Annotated in this window: 16 protein-coding genes; 6 read left to right on the forward strand and 10 right to left on the reverse strand. The window is 47.9% G+C overall.

The window, feature by feature from the left end; genetic code table 11:
* Window positions 1-50: 50 nt before the first annotated feature.
* A complete protein-coding gene (locus C5O19_RS08110; protein WP_104711201.1) occupies window positions 51-554 on the reverse strand; it encodes a YdeI/OmpD-associated family protein in 504 nt (167 codons plus the stop codon).
* Between the two features lie 75 nt (window positions 555-629).
* On the opposite strand from C5O19_RS08110, the gene C5O19_RS08115 reads away from it, so the two are divergent.
* Entirely contained in the window at window positions 630-1,703 is a 1,074-nt protein-coding gene (locus C5O19_RS08115; RefSeq protein WP_104711202.1) for an L-dopachrome tautomerase-related protein, read from the forward strand.
* Window positions 1,704-1,976: 273 nt separating this feature from the next.
* Here C5O19_RS08115 and C5O19_RS08120 read toward each other — a convergent pair whose 3' ends face one another.
* Together C5O19_RS08120 and C5O19_RS08125 are read right to left on the reverse strand one after the other, a co-directional pair.
* Window positions 1,977-2,168, reverse strand: coding sequence for a hypothetical protein (locus C5O19_RS08120; RefSeq protein ID WP_094811919.1), 192 nt, complete (start codon window positions 2,166-2,168; stop codon window positions 1,977-1,979).
* Between the two features lie 105 nt (window positions 2,169-2,273).
* Complete coding sequence (locus C5O19_RS08125; protein ID WP_094811921.1) at window positions 2,274-2,480, reverse strand: hypervirulence associated TUDOR domain-containing protein; 207 nt, start codon at window positions 2,478-2,480, stop codon at window positions 2,274-2,276.
* Between the two features lie 59 nt (window positions 2,481-2,539).
* Between C5O19_RS08125 and C5O19_RS08130 the strand changes: the two genes are divergently transcribed.
* The gene (locus C5O19_RS08130; protein WP_104711204.1) at window positions 2,540-3,064 is read left to right on the forward strand and encodes a 2'-5' RNA ligase family protein; all 525 of its coding nucleotides are present in this window, start codon (window positions 2,540-2,542) and stop codon (window positions 3,062-3,064) included.
* A gap of 32 nt (window positions 3,065-3,096) precedes the next feature.
* Here the strand turns inward: C5O19_RS08130 and C5O19_RS08135 are convergent, their stop codons facing one another.
* Window positions 3,097-3,813 (reverse strand): 3-ketoacyl-ACP reductase, encoded by a 717-nt coding sequence (locus C5O19_RS08135; protein WP_104711206.1) that lies wholly within the window; start codon window positions 3,811-3,813, stop codon window positions 3,097-3,099.
* A 241-nt stretch (window positions 3,814-4,054) separates the two neighbouring features.
* On the opposite strand from C5O19_RS08135, the gene C5O19_RS08140 reads away from it, so the two are divergent.
* On the forward strand, window positions 4,055-4,855 hold the full coding sequence (locus tag C5O19_RS08140; RefSeq protein ID WP_207766391.1) for a methyltransferase domain-containing protein: 801 nt from the start codon (window positions 4,055-4,057) through the stop codon (window positions 4,853-4,855).
* A gap of 155 nt (window positions 4,856-5,010) precedes the next feature.
* Here C5O19_RS08140 and C5O19_RS08145 read toward each other — a convergent pair whose 3' ends face one another.
* From C5O19_RS08145 to C5O19_RS08165, 6 genes are all read right to left on the reverse strand, one after another.
* Window positions 5,011-8,223: a S41 family peptidase gene (locus tag C5O19_RS08145; protein ID WP_104711208.1), complete on the reverse strand. Its 3,213-nt coding sequence runs from the start codon at window positions 8,221-8,223 to the stop codon at window positions 5,011-5,013.
* A 139-nt stretch (window positions 8,224-8,362) separates the two neighbouring features.
* Window positions 8,363-8,977, reverse strand: a complete 615-nt coding sequence (locus C5O19_RS08150; protein ID WP_094811929.1) for a 3-keto-disaccharide hydrolase — start codon at window positions 8,975-8,977, stop codon at window positions 8,363-8,365.
* 155 nt (window positions 8,978-9,132) lie between these two features.
* Window positions 9,133-12,612 carry a pyruvate carboxylase gene (locus C5O19_RS08155; RefSeq protein WP_104711210.1) on the reverse strand — a complete coding sequence of 1,160 codons (3,480 nt, stop codon included), beginning with the start codon at window positions 12,610-12,612 and terminating at the stop codon, window positions 9,133-9,135.
* A 537-nt stretch (window positions 12,613-13,149) separates the two neighbouring features.
* On the reverse strand, window positions 13,150-13,674 hold the full coding sequence (locus C5O19_RS08160; protein ID WP_104711212.1) for a DUF3592 domain-containing protein: 525 nt from the start codon (window positions 13,672-13,674) through the stop codon (window positions 13,150-13,152).
* Window positions 13,675-14,114: 440 nt separating this feature from the next.
* The gene (locus tag C5O19_RS25970; protein ID WP_165795967.1) at window positions 14,115-14,279 is read right to left on the reverse strand and encodes a hypothetical protein; all 165 of its coding nucleotides are present in this window, start codon (window positions 14,277-14,279) and stop codon (window positions 14,115-14,117) included.
* A gap of 63 nt (window positions 14,280-14,342) precedes the next feature.
* Window positions 14,343-14,897: a CopD family protein gene (locus tag C5O19_RS08165; RefSeq protein WP_104711214.1), complete on the reverse strand. Its 555-nt coding sequence runs from the start codon at window positions 14,895-14,897 to the stop codon at window positions 14,343-14,345.
* Between the two features lie 156 nt (window positions 14,898-15,053).
* On the opposite strand from C5O19_RS08165, the gene hemN reads away from it, so the two are divergent.
* The 3 genes from hemN to C5O19_RS08180 all read left to right on the forward strand — a co-directional run bounded on the left by hemN (window position 15,054) and on the right by C5O19_RS08180 (window position 18,132).
* Window positions 15,054-16,397: an oxygen-independent coproporphyrinogen III oxidase gene (hemN, locus tag C5O19_RS08170; protein ID WP_104711215.1), complete on the forward strand. Its 1,344-nt coding sequence runs from the start codon at window positions 15,054-15,056 to the stop codon at window positions 16,395-16,397.
* Window positions 16,398-16,583: 186 nt separating this feature from the next.
* Window positions 16,584-17,072, forward strand: coding sequence for a hypothetical protein (locus C5O19_RS08175; RefSeq protein ID WP_104711217.1), 489 nt, complete (start codon window positions 16,584-16,586; stop codon window positions 17,070-17,072).
* A gap of 34 nt (window positions 17,073-17,106) precedes the next feature.
* On the forward strand, window positions 17,107-18,132 hold the full coding sequence (locus tag C5O19_RS08180; protein ID WP_104711219.1) for a hypothetical protein: 1,026 nt from the start codon (window positions 17,107-17,109) through the stop codon (window positions 18,130-18,132).
* The last annotated feature ends 165 nt before the right edge of the window (window positions 18,133-18,297 follow it).

Genomic DNA, 18,297 nt, shown 5'->3' on the forward strand with positions numbered 1-18,297 from the left:
ATGGTTCGAATGGTAAAACGCTAAAAAATCGTTCAAAGGAACCGCTGGTTTTAGCGGAGTGATAATTGGGCAAACGTTTCCTTACCTTCGGGAGCCTGCTTCAAACGGGTAATCAATTGCAGGGATCGCTCCACGCGTAACTGCGTATTTTTTACCGCGAGTACCGTGCGAATCAGAAAGCGTTGTTTGCCCGGAATGAGTGCCCGAAAACGTCGTTGGCCTTCGTCATCAAGACGCAGTACTTCCTGTAATTCCTCCGGCATTTCCAGTCCGAATTCGCTTTCATCCGGCCTGAGTTGCACGTGTACTTCGCTGCCGGGTTTTAGTTTCAGTTTCCGAAGTCGTTCCTGATTAATCGTAATATAGGCATCGCCCTGGCCGTGAGCAACCAATCCACAGGGCCAGGTAAGCGTGCCATTGATCGTACAAAAAAGACGAATCTTGAACGTGCCGATTTGCTGTACGATCGCAGCCGGTACAGGAATGTAGGATCCCGCGAGATGATCGAGAGAACGAATGACAGTAGGATACTCAATCGGATCGATAGGGGCCATGCGTAAAATGGATTATCGGGAACGTTCTTTTTGCGAATGTAGGGGCCGTAAGCTTGCAAAAAAATACGGAAATGTATGAAAAAACATGTGTACACCCTGGCCTTCGTTCTGTGTACGACGTTAGGCATGGCCCAATCCTCGAAGCGTACGCTGGAAGAAGCGGCTCAGTTTGGAAAATATCAACCCGTAGGACTAGCGATCTCGCAGGAAGGACGCACCTTCGTTACGTTTCCGAAATGGTCCAGGGATTATAAAAACGCCCTGATTGAAATCAAGTCGGATGGGACTCAGGTGCCGTACCCAAACCAGGTTTGGAATCAGGAAGATTCCCTGCATCCGCAGGATCATTTCGTGAGTTTGCAGGCCCTGTATGTGGACGCTGATAATACCCTTTGGGCTTTGGATCCGGCCAATCCAAGTTTCGGAAAATCCATTCCCGAAGGAATTAAACTGTTGAAAGTCAATTTGAAAACGAATGCCGTCGAACGCGTGTATCGTTTTGAAGACCTGCCCCGGGAGAAAACGGGACTAAATGATGTGAACGTAGATACCAAACGCCAGCTGGCGTTCTTATCGGACCCCGGACGGGCCGCCGTGGTGGTGCTGGATTTAAAAACGGGCAAGAGCCGGACAGTACTCGAAAAACATGCTTCTACAACGGCTGATCCTGCCTATAAACTTACGATTGATGGAATCGAAGTAAAGGATCAGTCGGGGAAACCGTTCAGTAGTAACGTGAATGGTATTGCTCTGGCGGGTGAATATTTCTATTTCCGACCGATTACTCAGACCAAACTTTACCGCATTCCAACAGCGGCTCTCGCCGACGCTTCGCTGCCGAAAGCAGAATTGGAGTCGAAAGTAGAAGCCGTCGGGGAAGCGGGCATTTCACACGGAATGTTCGCCGATAAAACCGGAAATGTGTACATGGGAGATTCGGAAAAGAAAACGCTGTATCGATTCAACGCCCAGAATCGTACGTTCGAAACGCTGGTACAGGACGAACGGCTGCTCTGGCCCGATAGCTTTGCGATTGGTCCGGATGGCTATTTGTACGTAACGGCGGCTCAGTACCAGCGGGCTCCTAAGTTCAACCAGGGACAAAATCGGGTGGATTATCCGTATCGTTTGTACCGGGTGAAATTGTAGGATTTCCCGCATTGCATACGGAATTGGTTACGTTAAAATCCCTCGGAGTTGGGGCGTTCGAATTGAAGAGGGTACGACTGCTGCAAGTTTCCAAACTTGTACCGGTCGTTTAATAGTTTCCAACTGCTTTTCTAATCGATCTTCGAAGGTCCTTTTCGGAGTCCAGGCTTAGTAAACACGCCAATTCATAAAGCAGTAAAAGGCGGTCCAGAATAGTCTGGACCGCCTTTTACTGCTTTTCTAAGATCAATAGGATTGAACGAGTGGTAACGTTTAGCGGCCTCCGCCACCAAAGAGTTTGGAAACGACCCAGATTACTACGGCAATGCCTAAAACGACCATGATAATTCCGCTCCAAACGCCTGCCTTAAAAATTCCTTTAATGGCTTCGCAGCTGGTCAAACTCATGGTGATTGATAATAAAACAAGGTACGTGGACCAGCGGGTTAATGTCAACTTTTTCATAAGGTCAAAGATTAATGGTGAGACGTTTCGTTTCAATCGAAGGTAAAAAACGCGTTCCAACAGTACCCAAGGCCGTTTTTTCTAACTTTTTCTCCGGAATTTCTTTTATTTTTTATCGACTTCCGAAGCCAGTTTCAAGACTTTATCGCCGTCTTCCTGCTTGATTACCAGGGCCGGATTGTCTTTCGTACCCTTGCGAGTGATGGCTTCTCCTTTGATTTTTCGCTCAATGGTTTCAGTGTGGACCGATTCAATGGTACCATGTGCCTTCCCATTTCCCCACTTCCAGCTTACTTCGTCGCCTTTTTTCATTGGTTTGATTCTTTTTGTTCAGCGTATTAACAAAAGAAACCATGCCAGTTTTGACACGTATGCAAACCGAATCTGACTCCTTATTTCCACTGATTGTAACGTTAAAGCTGGAAGCCCCGGCTCAGCAGTACTTCGATGCCCTGCGGGAGAAATACTTTCCACCCGACCGAAACTTTCTGAAAGCTCACCTGACGCTATTTCATCAGTTACCGCCTCAGGAACCTATTATCGAAAATACATTACGGGAACTGACGCAACGAACACCCCTGAAACTGGGCGTACGGGAAGTAAAAATGATTGGGCGGGGAGTCGCCTTTGCTATCGAAAGCGAACCATTGAAAGCCCTGCATCGGCAGTTGCAGAACGAATGGGCCCAATGGCTGATTCCGCAGGATCAGCAACGGTTGTGGCCCCACATTACGGTTCAGAATAAGGTAAGTCCGGCCGAAGCCAAAGCCCTGCAACAGGAATTGCAGCAGCGTTTCGAGCCGTTTGAGATCGAAGCCACGGGGCTCGTATTGTGGGAATACCACCAGGGACCCTGGCAGTGGGTGCAAGAGTTTTTGTTTGAACATCCATCCTGATTCGTGAGGTCAGGATGGATGTATATAAGAGCTTAGGGGTTCGTAGACCACAGCCCCGCTTCTTTCACAAATACGCGACGATTTAACTTCAAATGAGCGATGACCAATTCGGCCAAATCTTCGGCCTGCATGACTTTCTCGGGGTTTCCGTCCGTTAAGTTCAGAGCCACCGCCATATCCGTAGCCACGGTACTGGGCGTTAGGGTCGTGACCCGAATGTTGTGTTTACGAACCTCTTGCATGAGTGATTCCGTCAGACCCAGTACCGCAAATTTCGAAGCACTGTAGGCACTGGTACGGGCGGCTCCGCGTTGACCAGCGGTGGAAGCGATGTTGATGATGTCGCCGGACTGGTTTTCAATCATACTGGGCAATACGGCCCGGGTGGCGTAATATACGCCCATCAGATTGACCTGAATGATGTTTTCCCAGGTTTCGGGTTCCAGTTCCAGAAAGCTACCGAAGCTGGCCGTACCCGCATTGTTAATGAGGATGTCGATGGGACCGGCCGTCGTCTGAATCTGGTTGATGGCTGTTTCGACGGAGTTACGGTCGGCTACGTCAGCTGACACCGGATACGCTTTTGTACCCATTGCTTCCACGGCGGCGGCAACTTCTTTCAGGCTGTCGTTTGAACGGGCCAGCAGAGCGACGTTAACGCCTTCGGCCGCCAGAGCCAGAGCAATGGCCCGGCCAATTCCTTTTCCAGCACCGGTGACGAGTGCCAGCTTCCCTTGTAATGATTGCATAGAATAGAAGGATCGTTTGAGTTGCGACTAACCGCAAAGAAAGGGAGAATAGTTTTAGAAAAACGATTCTCTGCTTTCAAATGGGTTACTTATCTAAGATTGTAAATGACCTTTCAAAGAAGTCATTCCACTAAAAATCAGTACAAAAGAATGGATTGCCCTTAGGAACGTAAGCGTACGTAGCATCGGAAAATACTGAGAGGTTTTGTTTACCTTGGCGGCGTAACTAACTTTTTTTCGTATGAATTCCGAAGCCATTGACCGTGCCCGGATGCCCGAAGGCACTGCCGCCGTACTCGACCAGCGAACCCTGTCCAGCGATTATCCTACGCTGCTGTCGCTCCTACAACCGGGTATGCGGGTACTCGATGTTGGCTGCGGAACGGGTACCATTTCCAAAGGCATCGCCGATGTGGTGGGACCCGAAGGTTCGGTTGTGGGCATTGATTCCAGCGAACATTTGATTGAACGGGGAAAAGCGTATTTCGCGGAAATCACGAACCTGGAATTACTTACGGAGAATCTATTTACCTACCAGCCCGAGCAACCGTTTGACCTGATTGTTTCGGCTCGGGTCCTGCAATGGCTGAGTAATCCGAAAGAGGCCTTGAGTCAGTTCAAAACGTTGCTGAAACCGGGCGGCTGGGTATCAATACTTGATTACAACCATGCTCAACTTGAGTGGTCGCCGGTACCACCCGCGAGTATGCAGGTTTTCTATCAGGCTTTTCTGGACTGGCGGGCGGACGCGGGTATGGATAACGAAATCGCGGACCACCTGCCGGAGTTATTCAGCGAATTAGATTTTCGGGAAATCCTTATATTGGATTCCAATGAAGTCTATCAGCGGGGACAAGCTGACTTTACCGCAAAACTCAACCTCTGGACGACCGTAGCCGAGACCCGTGGCCAACAAATGGTACAAAACGGCTGGCTTACGGAGGAACAACGCCAGCAGGCCATCACGGAATACCGGAGCTGGGTAGAGCAGGAAGCGGAGTCGATGACGATGAAGCTAAAGGAGGTGCGGGGGCGGGTATAGGCATCGACTGGCTATATTAGTGAGGTGCGAGGCCGAAGGGTTTTGAAACCAAGGGAGCGTAGCAGTCTTTCGGTGAAAGCATACTCAAACTTCAAACACTTTTCAAACTACAAAAAAAAGCCCCGGATTGACGTCCGGGGCTTTTCGTTACCTGCTTACTTCAAATCTTTCAAAATCTCCTCAATGGCTCGGTCGAGCTGAGGTTCTTTCCCTTCCAGACGATCCATAAAGGTTTGTTTGACGGTGATGTCCGGCTGGACACCCTCGCGTTCGAGATTCTTGCCGTCGAGAGTATAACAACCCCAGGAAGGTAAACGGTAGAAGGAACCATCCACCAGGCCTTTACCCGAGGTAAAAATGATCCAGCGGTAGGTTTCTGTACCAATCAGCTTACCTAATTTCAGAGCCTTAAATCCGGCAGAAGTCATCTCGGCATCACTCAGCGACTGCTCGTTAATCAGCATCACAATGGGCTTGCCCGAGGGGCTAAAGTTTGGCTGTGGCGAGCGAGCACCACCCCGGTACTGCCACTGCAGGTACGGACGCTGACTCAGGAAGTTCAGCACCAGATCGTGAACGTTACCGCCCGTGTTGTAGCGTAAATCCACAATTAGAGCGTCTTTCTGATTCCAGTCGCGGGTCATGTCAATCACAAACTTCTGGTATTCGTCCATACCCATGTTTTTCATGTGTACGTAGCCGATCCGGTTTTTGCTCTTGGTGTCCACGTACTTCTGGTTTTGATCGATCCATTCATCGTACAACTGATTCACCAATGCACCTGAGTACTCAGGGTGGACTTTCACTTCAACGTTTTTGCCGTTTCGTTCGAATGTCAATTCCATTTCCTGATCCAGCGAAGGTTGTTGGAAGTAGAAATCGCGGTTTTGCTTGGGGTTAACCTCCTGTCCGTTCACCTTCACGAGTACATCACCGGGTTTCACATCTTTTCCGGTTTTATCGAGCGGTGAGTTCTTGACAATAGCCTTCACCCGGTACGGATTTTCATCCTCGAAGATCACGCCGGGCGTAAGCGTACGGGTCGCGAAGAAGTTACTTTCTTCCGGACCATACGAACTGAAACCCGTGTGCGATGAATTCAACTCGCCGAGCATATCGTTCATCAGCGTACGGAAATCCGTGCGGTTATTGGCCCGCGAAACAAAGGCCTCGTATTTCGGCTTGAGGGATTTCCAGTCGGCTCCGTGGAAGGTTTCGTTGTAGAAATTCTCTTCTACGTTGGCCCAGGTTTCTTCGAACATCTGGCGGAATTCCTCCTCGAAATTCTTCCGGAAGGTATGTTTCATGTCGATTTTCTCGACTTTATTGGCATCCAGATTCAGCTTGTGAATGTTTCCGCCCACGATGACGTAATACTTCCCATCGAGTTGAAGAAAATCAGAAGCTCCACGGGTACCTTCGATCTTTTCCGTTTTGTTCGGAACGAAAGGTTCAATCGTCGTTTTCCACCAGCTGGGTTGGCCCTGATCGTGGTCCGACTGGTAAAGGACGAACGTTTTGGTGTCTTTTTGGACAACGATGGGATCCACCGCTGTACCGAAATTCGGACTGATCTGCTCCAGTCGATCCATCAAACCATCGAAGTCAATCACAATTGGATCAATCTTCTTGGGTTCTTCTTTTTTCTTTTCGTCCTTTTTCTCTTCTTTTTGATCCTTTTTGGCGTCCGTTTTTTTCGTACTGGTTTTGCTCGAATCCGGCTTGGTTTCCTTTTTCTCGTCTTTCTTTTCTTCTTTTTTGAACAGCTCGGCGAATTTGTCGGAACGATACGGCTCTTCCAACTTGCTCAAAGGCATCCGGTAGATGTGGGCGTCGGCCAGACCAAAGGGATAGGAAGGTTTATACCGATTGCTGGCAAAATAGATGTACTTGCCGTCGGGCGACCAGTACGGAGCTTCTTCCGTAACGCCCGTGTTGGTCAGGTTATACGTTTTACCATCCGAGAGCTTGTGGACGAGAATGTCTTGTTCGAAATTACGGTGAGCCGTGAATACGACGTACTCATCATTGGGCGAAAACATGGGTGAGGAGTTCTGGAACGCCCAGATTTCATCCTTCACGATCGTCTTCGAATCGAATGACTTCAAATCCAGTAAGCGAACTTCGTCGCGACCGCTCAAATATACGGCCTTCGTACGGTCCTTATTCAGGAAGAGATTCCGGTTATTCCGAAGGTCTTTCGTCAGGGCTTTCGCCGAGCCGTTACCATCGGCGGGGATGCTGAAAAAGTTCTGGTAACCATTGACGGTCTGGTTGAATACCAGCGTCCGGTTGTCGGAAAGCCATTTCACTTCCAGCACCCGACCCGTCGGACTGGTACTGAGTTGCTTGATGTACTTGCCTTCCACGTCGGAAACGAACAGTTGTCCCCGGGAAGAGAACGCCATTTTCTTACCATCGGGCGATACATCGAAGAAATTGATATTGCCCTGTACGATGAAATCCTGAGCCTTGGGAAGTGTGAAATTCCGCGAAATGGACAGTTGGACGGGCTGAGCTTTTTTGCTGGCGACGTCGTAAATCCAAAGCTGGTAATCTTTCTCAAAGACCACTTTCTGGCCATTGGCACTGACCTGAGGACGCTTGATGGATTCCTTGAACGAGGTCAATGCCGTCTTTTTGCCACCGTTAAAGGCGTACAGGTTGTATTCACCGTTGGCCTCATCCGAAACAAAATAGACCTGACCCGATTTATCGATGGTCGTCCACATATCCTTGCCCTGATAATCCGTATACCGCTTGTATGCTTTGGTTTTCGGATTGTAGGACTGGATATCAGGGTTAAATTCACCCTTGTACCCTTTGCGGTAGGCTTGGTTATCGCTTTCCCAGGTATCGTTGAAGTACAGCTCGCCCGTAGTCGGGTGCTCAGCAATGTTGTGAATCCGGTTGAAGAAGTGCCCAAAGATGCGTTTGGGTGTACCGCCATCGATGGAAAGGGTATAGGCCGTACCATTGTTGTACGCTCCTGATTCGAAGTAAATCGTTTTCGAATCCCAGCCCCAGCCATCGAATAGATCGTAACTGTCGTGGAAGGTCAACTGCCGGATTTCACCACCCTCGGCGGGCATCACGTACACATCGGCGTTGCCGTACTGCGTACCCGTAAAGGCCAGCCATTTGCCATCGGGGGAGAAGCGGGCCCGAGTTTCGCTGCCCTGCATAGCCGTGAGACGAGTACTAACGCCCGTCGTCAGATCGGTTTTCCAAAGGTCGTTTTCGTAGGTAAATACGAGTGTTTTGGCATCCGGGCTAATACTGGGGTAGGAAGTGAAGTACACCCCCTGGCCGTGCGTAGTGGCAAGGCCCGCTACGACCATAATGGCGGAGAGAAAAATTTTTCGCATACAATGGGTATGAAGTGTTTTTTCGAAAGATACAAAGCAGCGGGAACCCATGGAAATACACTTGTGACCAATGGTAAGTATTCGGCATAAAAAAAGCCGTCTGGTTTTCCAGACGGCTTTTTTCTGTATTAAGAACGGCCTACAACGTCCGAACTTTGATGTCTTTCCAGCGAACTTTAATCCCACCGCCATCGTGAATTTGCAAAGCGATGCTACCGGTTTTTGAACCGAAAGCCGGATCAGTCATCGTTACCATTTCTTTGCCGTTAAGCCAGGAGGTAACAGTATTGCCCTGTACGCGAATTTTCATCGTATTCCATTCGCCCATTTTCAAAGCCTTGTCCTTAGCCGGATCGGGTTTGATAAGCCAGCCCCGTCCGTATGATTCGTAGATGCCGCCCGTCGCGTGGTTTGGAGGAGCTACCTCTACCTGCCAGCCCGACACTTTGGTGCCTTCGATGGAAGAGTGGAAGAAGATACCGCTGTTGCCATCGGCTTCCTGTTTGAAACTAGCTTCTACTTCAAAATCCTTGAATTGTTCTTCCGTGGCCAGGTAGCCGTACTGTTTGTCAGGACCACTCTCGCAAATGAGCTGACCGTTTTCGACGTACCATTTTTCGGTACCGTACACTTTCCAGCCCGTGAGGTCTTTACCATTAAAAAGCGACTTCCATTTGGCTTTTGCGGGTTGATCCGCGAAGGTGAACAAACTGGAGCAGACCAGCACTAAAACCAGTGCGAATGTGCGATGCATACGTTAGAGGTTTAATTGAAATACTGATTAAATGGTATAAAAAGCAGTAAAACGATTGAAAAGGTCTGACACATCGGCCGTTCCAATCCCTTTGATAAAAGAGTGAAACCTGTTCAAACGTAATCAAACCTTTTCAAATAATCGTACAGATTTTACTATTCAATCGTCAGTACCCAGTCATCCTGTTCGACGACGGTACCTTCCGTTAACGTAATGGCCGAGACTTTACCAGCGATCGGAGCCGCTACGATACTTTCCATTTTCATGGCTTCAATCACGAACAGCGGCTGATTTTTCTTTACTTCCTGGCCTTCTTTTACCTGAATGCGTACCAGACGGCCCTGTAAGGGAGCCCCAATCTGACCCGCTTTCGTAACCTTTTCATTCTGGGCTTTGGTGGCCTTAAACGTTTGGTCTTTGATGGAAATCCGGCGAGCCTGTCCGTTCAGATCGAAGGTTACCGTCCGATGACCCGTTTCGTCGGGCTCGGATACGTAGGAAAGTTTGATCATGATCGTCTTTCCTTCCTCAATCGTCACGAGGACCTCTTCGTCCTGTTTCAATCCGTAGAAGAACGCCGGCGTAGGCAGCTTACTCACATCTCCGTAGCGATCTGAAGCGACGTAGAATTCTTCATAGACCTTCGGATACATTTTGTACGCCAGGTAATCGAGGAAGGCTCCGTCATTACCCATGAAAGTCTCCGCGTTGGGGAATTTTTTCTTGAACGCTTCGAAATCTTCGTCAATATTCAGCGGCGGCAAACTGTCGTTCGGACGGCCAGTAATGGGTTCGTCGTCTTTCAACACCAGCTTCTGCAGTTTTTCGGGGAATCCACCCGCGGGTTGACCCAGTTCACCTTTAAAGAAGCCTTTCACCGACTCGGGAAAACTCAGCGAATCACCGCGTAAGAAAATCTCATCCGACGTTAGGTTATTGGTCGTCATGAAAATCGCCATATCACCGACTACTTTCGACGAAGGGGTTACTTTCACAATATCCCCGAAAAGCTGATTGGCCGTGATATAGTTTTTCTTCAGCGTTTCGAACTGATCGCCTACGCCCATCGAAATAGCCTGCTGGCGTAAGTTCGAGAACTGACCGCCGGGTACTTCGTTGTCGTATACTTCCGCCGAACCGGACTTCATGCCACTTTCAAACGGATAGTAGTATTCCCGAACATCCTCCCAATACGTAGAATACTGATTCAGCAATGACAAGTCAATCGGATGCTCGCGTTCGTGGCCCTGCATCATGGCTACTACGGAGTTGAAGTTGGGCTGAGCCGTCAGTCCTGACATCGCTGCAATGGAGCAATCCACTACGTCTACACCCGCTTCGATGGCTTTTAGGTACGTAGCCGGCTGAATCGAGGACGTGTCGTGCGTGTGCAGGTGTACAGGAATGCTCAGTACTTTCTTCAGTTCACTCACCAGAATGGCCGCCTGTTGTGGTTTCAGTAAGCCCGCCATGTCCTTGATACAAAGCATGTGCGAACCCAGGTCTTCCAACTGACGGGCCAGATCCAGGTAATATTGTAGCGAATATTTGTAGTTCGGATTATTCTTGTGTTGCAGGAAATCGCCCGTGTAGCAAATGGCCGCTTCGGCAATCCCTCCCGTGCGTTCCTGTACGGCCTTGATCGATACCTTCATCGAATCAATCCAGTTGAGCGAATCGAAAATGCGGAACACATCCACGCCCGACTCCCAGGATTTTTCCACGAAGGTTTCAATCAGGTTATCCGGATACGCTGAGTACCCCACGGCATTGCTACCCCGGAATAACATCTGAAGCAGCATGTTTGGCATGGCTTCGCGGAACTGCCGCAGTCGCGTCCAGGGGTTTTCGTAAAGGAACCGCATCGAAACGTCGAAGGTCGCTCCACCCCAGACTTCCATGGAAAATAGCTGCGGGAACGCTTTCGCAAAACCCGAAGCTACTTCCAACATGTCGTCGGTACGTACCCGCGTGGCCAGCAGTGACTGGTGTCCATCGCGGAAGGTCGTATCCGTATACAAAATGGTATTGTGTTCCTTGACCCACTCCGCAAACTTGGCTGGGCCGAGACGCGTCAGGCGGTCTTTGTTACCCATCGGGAACTCGCCGTACGGATCCGTGCTGGGTACGATGGGCGTACGGAACGTCTTCTGATTTTTGACTTTTACGTCCGGATTGCCGTTCACGATCACTTCGCCTAGGTAGCGTAACAGCTTGGTCGAGCGATCCTGTGATTTACGGAAATTGAAGAGTTCGGGCGAATTGTCAATGAACTGCACGGTACACAATCCCGACTGGAAGGTCGGGTGGGCGAGTACGTTCTGCAGGAAGGGAATATTGGTTTTCACCCCGCGAATCCGGAATTCGACTAATGCCCGTTCCAGTCGCTGAATGGCTCCCTTGAAGGTACGGCCCGACGAAGAAACCTTCACCAGCATGGAATCGAAGTAGGGGGAAATTTTCATCCCCGGATACGTCGAACCTTCGTCCAGACGAATCCCGAAACCAGCGGCGTTGCGGTACGCAATGATGGTACCGAAATCGGGTTTAAAACCGTTCGCAGGATCTTCGGTTGTGATGCGGCACTGGATGGCAAAGCCACTCATCTCCACGTCATCCTGACTATGCAGGTAGATGCCGTTGTCGGAGAGCTTGTAGTTCATCGCTACCAGCAACTGACTGCGTACCAAGTCGATACCGGTAATTTCTTCCGTAATCGTATGCTCTACCTGAATACGGGGGTTCACTTCGATAAAGTAGATATTCTCTTCCTTATCGACCAGAAATTCCACCGTACCGGCACAGGAATAATTAACGGCCTTACCGATCGCCACGGCGTATTCGTACAGCTTGTCGCGGGTTTCCTGCTTAAGGTTGACGGAAGGGGCAATTTCTACGACCTTCTGGAAACGACGCTGTACGGAGCAATCCCGTTCGAAAAGATGAAGCAGATTGCCGTGCTGATCGCCCAGCAACTGTACTTCAATGTGCTTGGGATTTTCAATGTATTTCTCAATGAAAATCGTATCGTCACCGAACGCATTTTTGGCTTCATTCCGGGCTTCATTGTAGGAGCGTTCCAGGGATTCAGCGTCGCGAACGACCCGCATTCCCCGGCCACCGCCGCCAGCGGCGGCTTTCAGCATGATCGGGAAACCGATACGTTCGGCTTCGGAGATAACTTTTTCAATGGGTTCTCCCTTGATTTTCGCGTCTTGGATGACGGGAAGTCCGGCCTTGATAGCGGTATCCTTGGCAATCACTTTATCACCCAGAGCGTGCATGGCTTCGGGTGATGGGCCTACGAAAATGATATTTTCCTCACGGCAACGGGTCGCCAGCGTCGTGTTTTCGCTCAAGAAACCGTAGCCGGGGTGAATGGCGTCGATGTTTTTGCGTTTGGCCAGAGCAATCAGTCCTTCCACGTCGAGGTAAGGCTTGAGCGGGTCTTCATCCCGGCCAATCTGATAGGCTTCGTCGGCTTTATAGCGATGGAGCGAGTAACGATCTTCGTACGTATAGACAGCAATAGTCTGGATGCCCAGTTCGGTAGCGGCCCGCATAATGCGAATGGCAATTTCGCCCCGGTTGGCTACCAGCAGACGCTTGATTTTGCGGACGTATTCAGGAGTCATGCAGCAATGAGGTTAAAAGAAAGACTTATTCGGGTAAGGCTTGTTTTCAAGGATTCAACCCTTATCACAAGCGTTTATCATACTTAAAAATAGTTGGCTGCAAATATGCAAACTTGCCAAAAGAAATGCCGTAATGTTTGAAAAATTCTGAATATAATTTGGAGAGTCTTGAAAAATTTAAAACGTCGCTCAATTATATCCAATGTATATATTATTAGACTTATTCAAGGGAAGACGGTCCAAGGGATAGGATAAGCCCTATCCAGAAACCTTTCGGTGAATGAGACCGAGGATACTCCCTGAAGTAAATCTATTGATTTCAGTTAAAAACCCCGCACCACCGACCGCTTTTCCGGAATCGGGCAGCGAAGGGACGGCGAATTGCGGACGAGGTTTCTCATGGGGTGCGTAGGACAGACGCTAAAGAAACCTTTCTAAAGGGAATAAGTTTGAAGAAAGCACCAATAAAAAATCCCCCTAAGATCGCAGACCTTAGGGGGATTGTATCGGAAAAAACGCCAATCCTTAACGCAAAATTTACAGGGCAAACAGTACACTGATCAGTACAAAAACACCTCCTAAGATGTAAAACACCTTCGGATTGGTGCCTGGTACGTGGTCCGTTCCCAGCGTAGCGTCTTCAGGGTTTTCGATGTTATAGCGAACGGCTACCGTCTCGCCGACCTGAATCGGTTGTGAGAGGGCTTCTTCGCCCTGAGCTACGAACTGGTGATTACCCACACTGAACTTCACCTGGGGGAAAAGGAGCGGGTAGTTACCCATTTTATCATCCCGGTTGTATTTCTTCAGGACATCAACGATGACGCCTTCGGCAACTGCTGAATGTTGTAACCATTGCTGGCGACGGTTGGCAAAGTAAAATCCAACCCCTACGCAAGCTAAAGCAATAACTAGAAAGGGTAACATAAATTCTGCCCCGGGTTGGGTCATACCGGCGGGACGGGGAAGAGACATTAATAAGGAATTATGCAAAGAAAAATTCATGGCTTTTCGAATCAGACTGTGTTGAAGAAACGTACGTTCGTGTCGTAACGTTCTCATTTCTGGTTCGAATTAATAGCTATTCTATCAGATTATCAAATAGTTAGCCTAAGGTATGAATGGCTAGGAAGCTTTGAAAAAAGATGGATTTAAGGGACAAAATTGAACTTCCTATCGGAACAAGTTTAAATTTTAGTAAGCGGAATTAAATTTTGTTGAATTTTTGAAAAATGAGGTTTCAGAATGGGGGATTAATTATTTTAAAATTTTTTTACTGATAAATTGAACTATTTATAGGATGGTATTTTTCCGTACCGCTGTTTTGAGCAATTCCCTACGGTTATAGCGGCGAAATGACAATGAGCACGAATCGTTTAGGCTAATTGTCCAAATAATCTTTTGCGGAAGAAATCAGAAATTTTTTTTCTGAAAGGGAATAGTAAGGCACAAAAAAAGGCCTGCTAGAGTCAGCAAGCCTTTTTTTATCTGATTTGCTCAGACTAAAAATGCCGGGGTGAATTGTAAGCGGCAAAGGCAGCTCCAATCAATACGGTTCCCACGATAGCAGTCAATAAATCGCCAAAACCCCAGAGGACAATAGCCAGAAGAAGAAAACCGCCCAACTGAGGTGCTTTAGAAGAGGTTGATTCGCTATGAGATGACATGATGAATTTCTTTTGAGATAATGTGACAAAAATAGAGGCTGCATCCTAAACCGCCAAGTTCTTTTAAGGCTTTTGCTGCTTTTGTTCCCGCCGCCGTTTGACCAGCCGTACGGCCATCATAATAACTAGGGCAAAAACAAGCAGACCCACCACGCCGTAAATCCAGTCGAGTGCATTCTTCAATACCACCAGAAAAACAATGGCAAAGAGTAGAATCGTTGCTACTTCATTCCACAGGCGTAACTGAAAAGAGCTGTGGCGGAAGTGATCCTGCCGCAGTTCGTAGATCAGCTTGCGGCAGTAAAAATGGTACGCCACCACACCCGCCACGAAGGTAAGCTTCAGGTGCATCCATGATTGTTCCAGCCACGCCGGAATCAGGTACAGCATCCAGCTAGCCGACAGAATGGTAAGCCACATTGCCGGAACCATGATGGCGTTGAAGAGTAGCTTTTCATTTTTCCGGTACTCGGCCAGCAAGATGCCACGAGCCGGCTCGGGCTTGGTATGAGCTTCGGTGTGATAGATAAACAGCCGGGGTAAATAAAACAGACCCGCAAACCAGCTCACCACAAAAATGATGTGCAGGGATTTGAGGTAGGGATACGCAGACTCCATGGAAAAATAAGACCAGTGAAACGATCGTCAAAAGTAAAGCCTGAATGACCGATCCGGTACGCAGACCTGAGAAAAGTCATTGTTTACTCCGGCTCAAACCAGAAAATTTGCGGACAGTTCACCGGCCACTGAGCCGGATATTTGGATACGCGACTGATGGAGACTTCACTGTTAAAAAAATACGATGTGGCTGGGCCACGCTATACGAGTTATCCCACAGTACCGTACTGGGAAACGGATACGTTTACTACGGAACAATGGAAAGACCGCTTGTTGGATAAATTCATTCGTTCCGACCGATCCGTCAGTTTGTACGTGCATCTGCCGTACTGTGAAAGCTTGTGTACGTTTTGTGGCTGTCATAAACGGATTACGAAAAACCATGCGGTCGAGCGGCCGTATCTGGAAACGGTCCTGCGGGAGTGGCAACTCTACCTGGATCTATTTCCTTCGCGACCTGAGTTAGCCGAAATGCACTTTGGGGGTGGAACGCCCACCTTTTTTACGGCCCAGAATCTCGCTTGGTTTGTAGAACAATTACTTAAAGGCACGACGGCTGTTGAGCAGCCAGACTTTGGCTTTGAGGGACACCCCAACAATACCACGTTTGAACATTTGCAGGCCCTCGCGGACCTGGGCTTTCGCCGCGTAAGCTTCGGGGTACAAGATTATGATCCACGCGTGCAGCAGGCAATTCATCGCATTCAACCGTTCGAGCGGGTAAAAATTGCTACCGAAAATGCTCGGCGGGCGGGTTACTCGTCCGTGAGTCACGATTTAGTGTACGGTTTGCCGTTTCAGACGCAGGCGGGCGTTCGGGATACCATCCAGAAAACCATTGTCTTACGGCCCGATCGGATTTCCTATTACTCATACGCTCACGTACCCTGGATCAAAGGCACGGGGCAACGCGGGTTTCAGAACGAAGACATTCCACAAGGGGAAGAAAAGCGGGCTTTGTACGAAATCGGTCGGGATCTGCTGCAGCAGGCGGGTTATACTGAAATCGGAATGGACCATTTTGCTCTGCCTCATGATTCCCTGTATCAGGCCATGCAGAAGGGTACGCTCCACCGTAACTTCATGGGGTATACCACCACGCGTTCGGAGGTGCTGGTAGGGCTGGGGGCTTCTTCGATTTCGGATTGCTGGACGGCCTTCGCCCAGAACCTGAAAGATATCGAAGCGTATACGGCGGCGGTTGAAGAGCAGACTTTCCCGATTTTGAAAGGTCACGCCCTGACCGACGAAGATCTGCATATCCGGCGTCAGATTCTGGATTTAATGTGTCGTTTTGAAACCCAATGGCAGCCCGGTAGCTCTTCTGAAATAGAAGTGGCTTTGCAGGGATTACAAAACGATCAGTTGATCGAGTATAGCGTAGATCGCGTGCAGGTTACGGAAAAGGGGAGAGCTTTTTTGCGGAATATCTGTATGGTATTTGACGAAAAACTAAAGAAAAATCAACCCCAGCAACCGTTATTTTCTAAAACCGTTTGATCGGATTTTATTCCAGTCAACTATAAGGGGATCTAAAGTAAGGTGATACGCAAAACAGATAATACGCGAGTTAGCCCTGAGCAATCAGGGCTTTTTTGTTGGAAAAAGCCTATATTCACTGTTTAGGGAATAGCGTAATGAATTACTATAATATAATCCCAACGCTAAACCGCTTATGATATGCCAATGAAAGAGCTCGTTTATCAGGAAACGCAGAAAATGACACAAGCGTGGATCTGGCTGCCCTTACTCGCGATTATGGGTACGTGGCTCTGGGCTATAACTCACTTTGCAATAGTAGGAAACGACCTGAACGGCAGTACGATCAGCACGCCGGCCTTACTGGCTCTGGGTAGTATACCCTTGAGTTTACTGACGCTCTTTTACTTTATTGAATTGAAAACGGTTCTTGCTGGGGATGTATTAGAAATTCAGTTAAATCCTTTCATGACCGAACGCATCTATTCCAGCGAAATCGTTCGTACGGAACTAATTACTTATGGATTCATCGGTTATGGTTACCGCTTTTCAAAGCAGTACGGTACTGTATTTAATGCCAAAGGAAGCACGGGTGTATTGATTTATAAAAACCGGGGTGAAAAAGTATTGATCGGAACCCAGCAACCGGAAACATTACAGCAGGCTATTCAGCAATGGCGTGCTGGTACTGATTAATTGAATAGGACCTATTGAGAAATTACCGCTTAAAATGCCTGCTAAACCGAAGTTCTTATTAATTGCTCCCTGGGATTATCAGTTGTATGTAGTGATTGAAAAAAACCTTACACATCTGGGTTATGAGGTGGTAGTGGTACATAATAATCAATATGCTTTTACCTATAAGGATAGCTTTCGGAAAATGAATTATCTGGTTAAGAAGCTATTTTCATCCGATAAAAGAAGGCTGAAAGCTGATTATTTAACTAGTAAACGGCGATCATTAATTCAGAAACATGATCGGTATGAGGTCACGCTCGTCATTCGATCGGATCTGTTTTCTACTGAACTTTTACTGGAAGCGAAGGCAAGAAGCGTGAAGTTTATTTCTTTTTTTTATGATGGGTTAACGCTAAATCCTCAGGTACTGCCTCAAATCAAATGGTTTGATCGTTTTTTTATTTTTGATCGGACGGAAATCAATACGTTCAAAGCCTACGGTGTTGAGTACGCTCCTAATTTTTACGTGGATTATCCAGAATTAAATAGTAATTCATTAAAAAATCAGCCGGCGTATAAAATTTATTACATTAGTTCGTATCATCCTTCCCGCATTGAGATTATTCAGTCCTTCTATAAATACGTAACCACCAAATTACAACCCGTACGGTTTGACTTTGTGTATCAGCCCCAGGATGAAGAAAAAATACCTGCGTTTATAAAAAAGAACTTTAACTGTCTGCCCACCATCGTACCCTATGAAGAACAGTTACGCCTGATAAAAAATACGGAAATTATTCTCGATTTTAAGATGGATGCCCACGCGGGTTTTTCCTTTCGGATTTTTGATGGTATTAATTGGCAGAAGAAAGTAATTACGACCAACGATTTAGTAGTAGAAGAGGATTTTTATCATCCGAATAATTTTTTCGTATTAACTGAAACCAATGAAGTAGAACTGGATGCCTTTTTAATCCTGCCGTATGTTCCACTGGATCCGGCCATCAGAGAGAAATATTCATTCAAAAGCTGGCTTCAAAGGGTTATTGATTACGTACCTTCGTATAAGCAGAAGTAAATTGTTTGGATTGGAAAAAGCGGATGTACCTAACGCTTAGCATAGCTAATACAACCTTTAGTAACTACCTACAAATCTAATATACCTATGAAAATTCGGGACCGATTAATCGGGTTTGTAGTACTAATGAGTATATGGGTATCGTTTATATGGGTTTGCATCGAT

This window comes from Siphonobacter curvatus, assembly GCF_002943425.1.
Classification (GTDB): Bacteria; Bacteroidota; Bacteroidia; order Cytophagales; family Spirosomataceae; genus Siphonobacter; species Siphonobacter curvatus.

What these genes read in the sequence shown, in the direction of transcription:
- C5O19_RS25970 (WP_165795967.1), bottom strand. Translation starts at nt 14,279, where the DNA reads ATGTCATCTCATAGCGAATCAACCTCTTCTAAAGCACCTCAGTTGGGC.
- C5O19_RS08115 (WP_104711202.1), top strand. Translation starts at nt 630, where the DNA reads ATGAAAAAACATGTGTACACCCTGGCCTTCGTTCTGTGTACGACGTTA.
- C5O19_RS08155 (WP_104711210.1), bottom strand. Translation starts at nt 12,612, where the DNA reads ATGACTCCTGAATACGTCCGCAAAATCAAGCGTCTGCTGGTAGCCAAC.
- C5O19_RS08165 (WP_104711214.1), bottom strand. Translation starts at nt 14,897, where the DNA reads ATGGAGTCTGCGTATCCCTACCTCAAATCCCTGCACATCATTTTTGTG.
- C5O19_RS08120 (WP_094811919.1), bottom strand. Translation starts at nt 2,168, where the DNA reads ATGAAAAAGTTGACATTAACCCGCTGGTCCACGTACCTTGTTTTATTA.
- C5O19_RS08150 (WP_094811929.1), bottom strand. Translation starts at nt 8,977, where the DNA reads ATGCATCGCACATTCGCACTGGTTTTAGTGCTGGTCTGCTCCAGTTTG.
- C5O19_RS08180 (WP_104711219.1), top strand. Translation starts at nt 17,107, where the DNA reads ATGCCTGCTAAACCGAAGTTCTTATTAATTGCTCCCTGGGATTATCAG.
- C5O19_RS08110 (WP_104711201.1), bottom strand. Translation starts at nt 554, where the DNA reads ATGGCCCCTATCGATCCGATTGAGTATCCTACTGTCATTCGTTCTCTC.
- C5O19_RS08135 (WP_104711206.1), bottom strand. Translation starts at nt 3,813, where the DNA reads ATGCAATCATTACAAGGGAAGCTGGCACTCGTCACCGGTGCTGGAAAA.
- C5O19_RS08130 (WP_104711204.1), top strand. Translation starts at nt 2,540, where the DNA reads ATGCAAACCGAATCTGACTCCTTATTTCCACTGATTGTAACGTTAAAG.
- C5O19_RS08160 (WP_104711212.1), bottom strand. Translation starts at nt 13,674, where the DNA reads ATGAGAACGTTACGACACGAACGTACGTTTCTTCAACACAGTCTGATT.
- C5O19_RS08125 (WP_094811921.1), bottom strand. Translation starts at nt 2,480, where the DNA reads ATGAAAAAAGGCGACGAAGTAAGCTGGAAGTGGGGAAATGGGAAGGCA.
- C5O19_RS08140 (WP_207766391.1), top strand. Translation starts at nt 4,055, where the DNA reads ATGAATTCCGAAGCCATTGACCGTGCCCGGATGCCCGAAGGCACTGCC.
- hemN (WP_104711215.1), top strand. Translation starts at nt 15,054, where the DNA reads ATGGAGACTTCACTGTTAAAAAAATACGATGTGGCTGGGCCACGCTAT.
- C5O19_RS08145 (WP_104711208.1), bottom strand. Translation starts at nt 8,223, where the DNA reads ATGCGAAAAATTTTTCTCTCCGCCATTATGGTCGTAGCGGGCCTTGCC.
- C5O19_RS08175 (WP_104711217.1), top strand. Translation starts at nt 16,584, where the DNA reads ATGAAAGAGCTCGTTTATCAGGAAACGCAGAAAATGACACAAGCGTGG.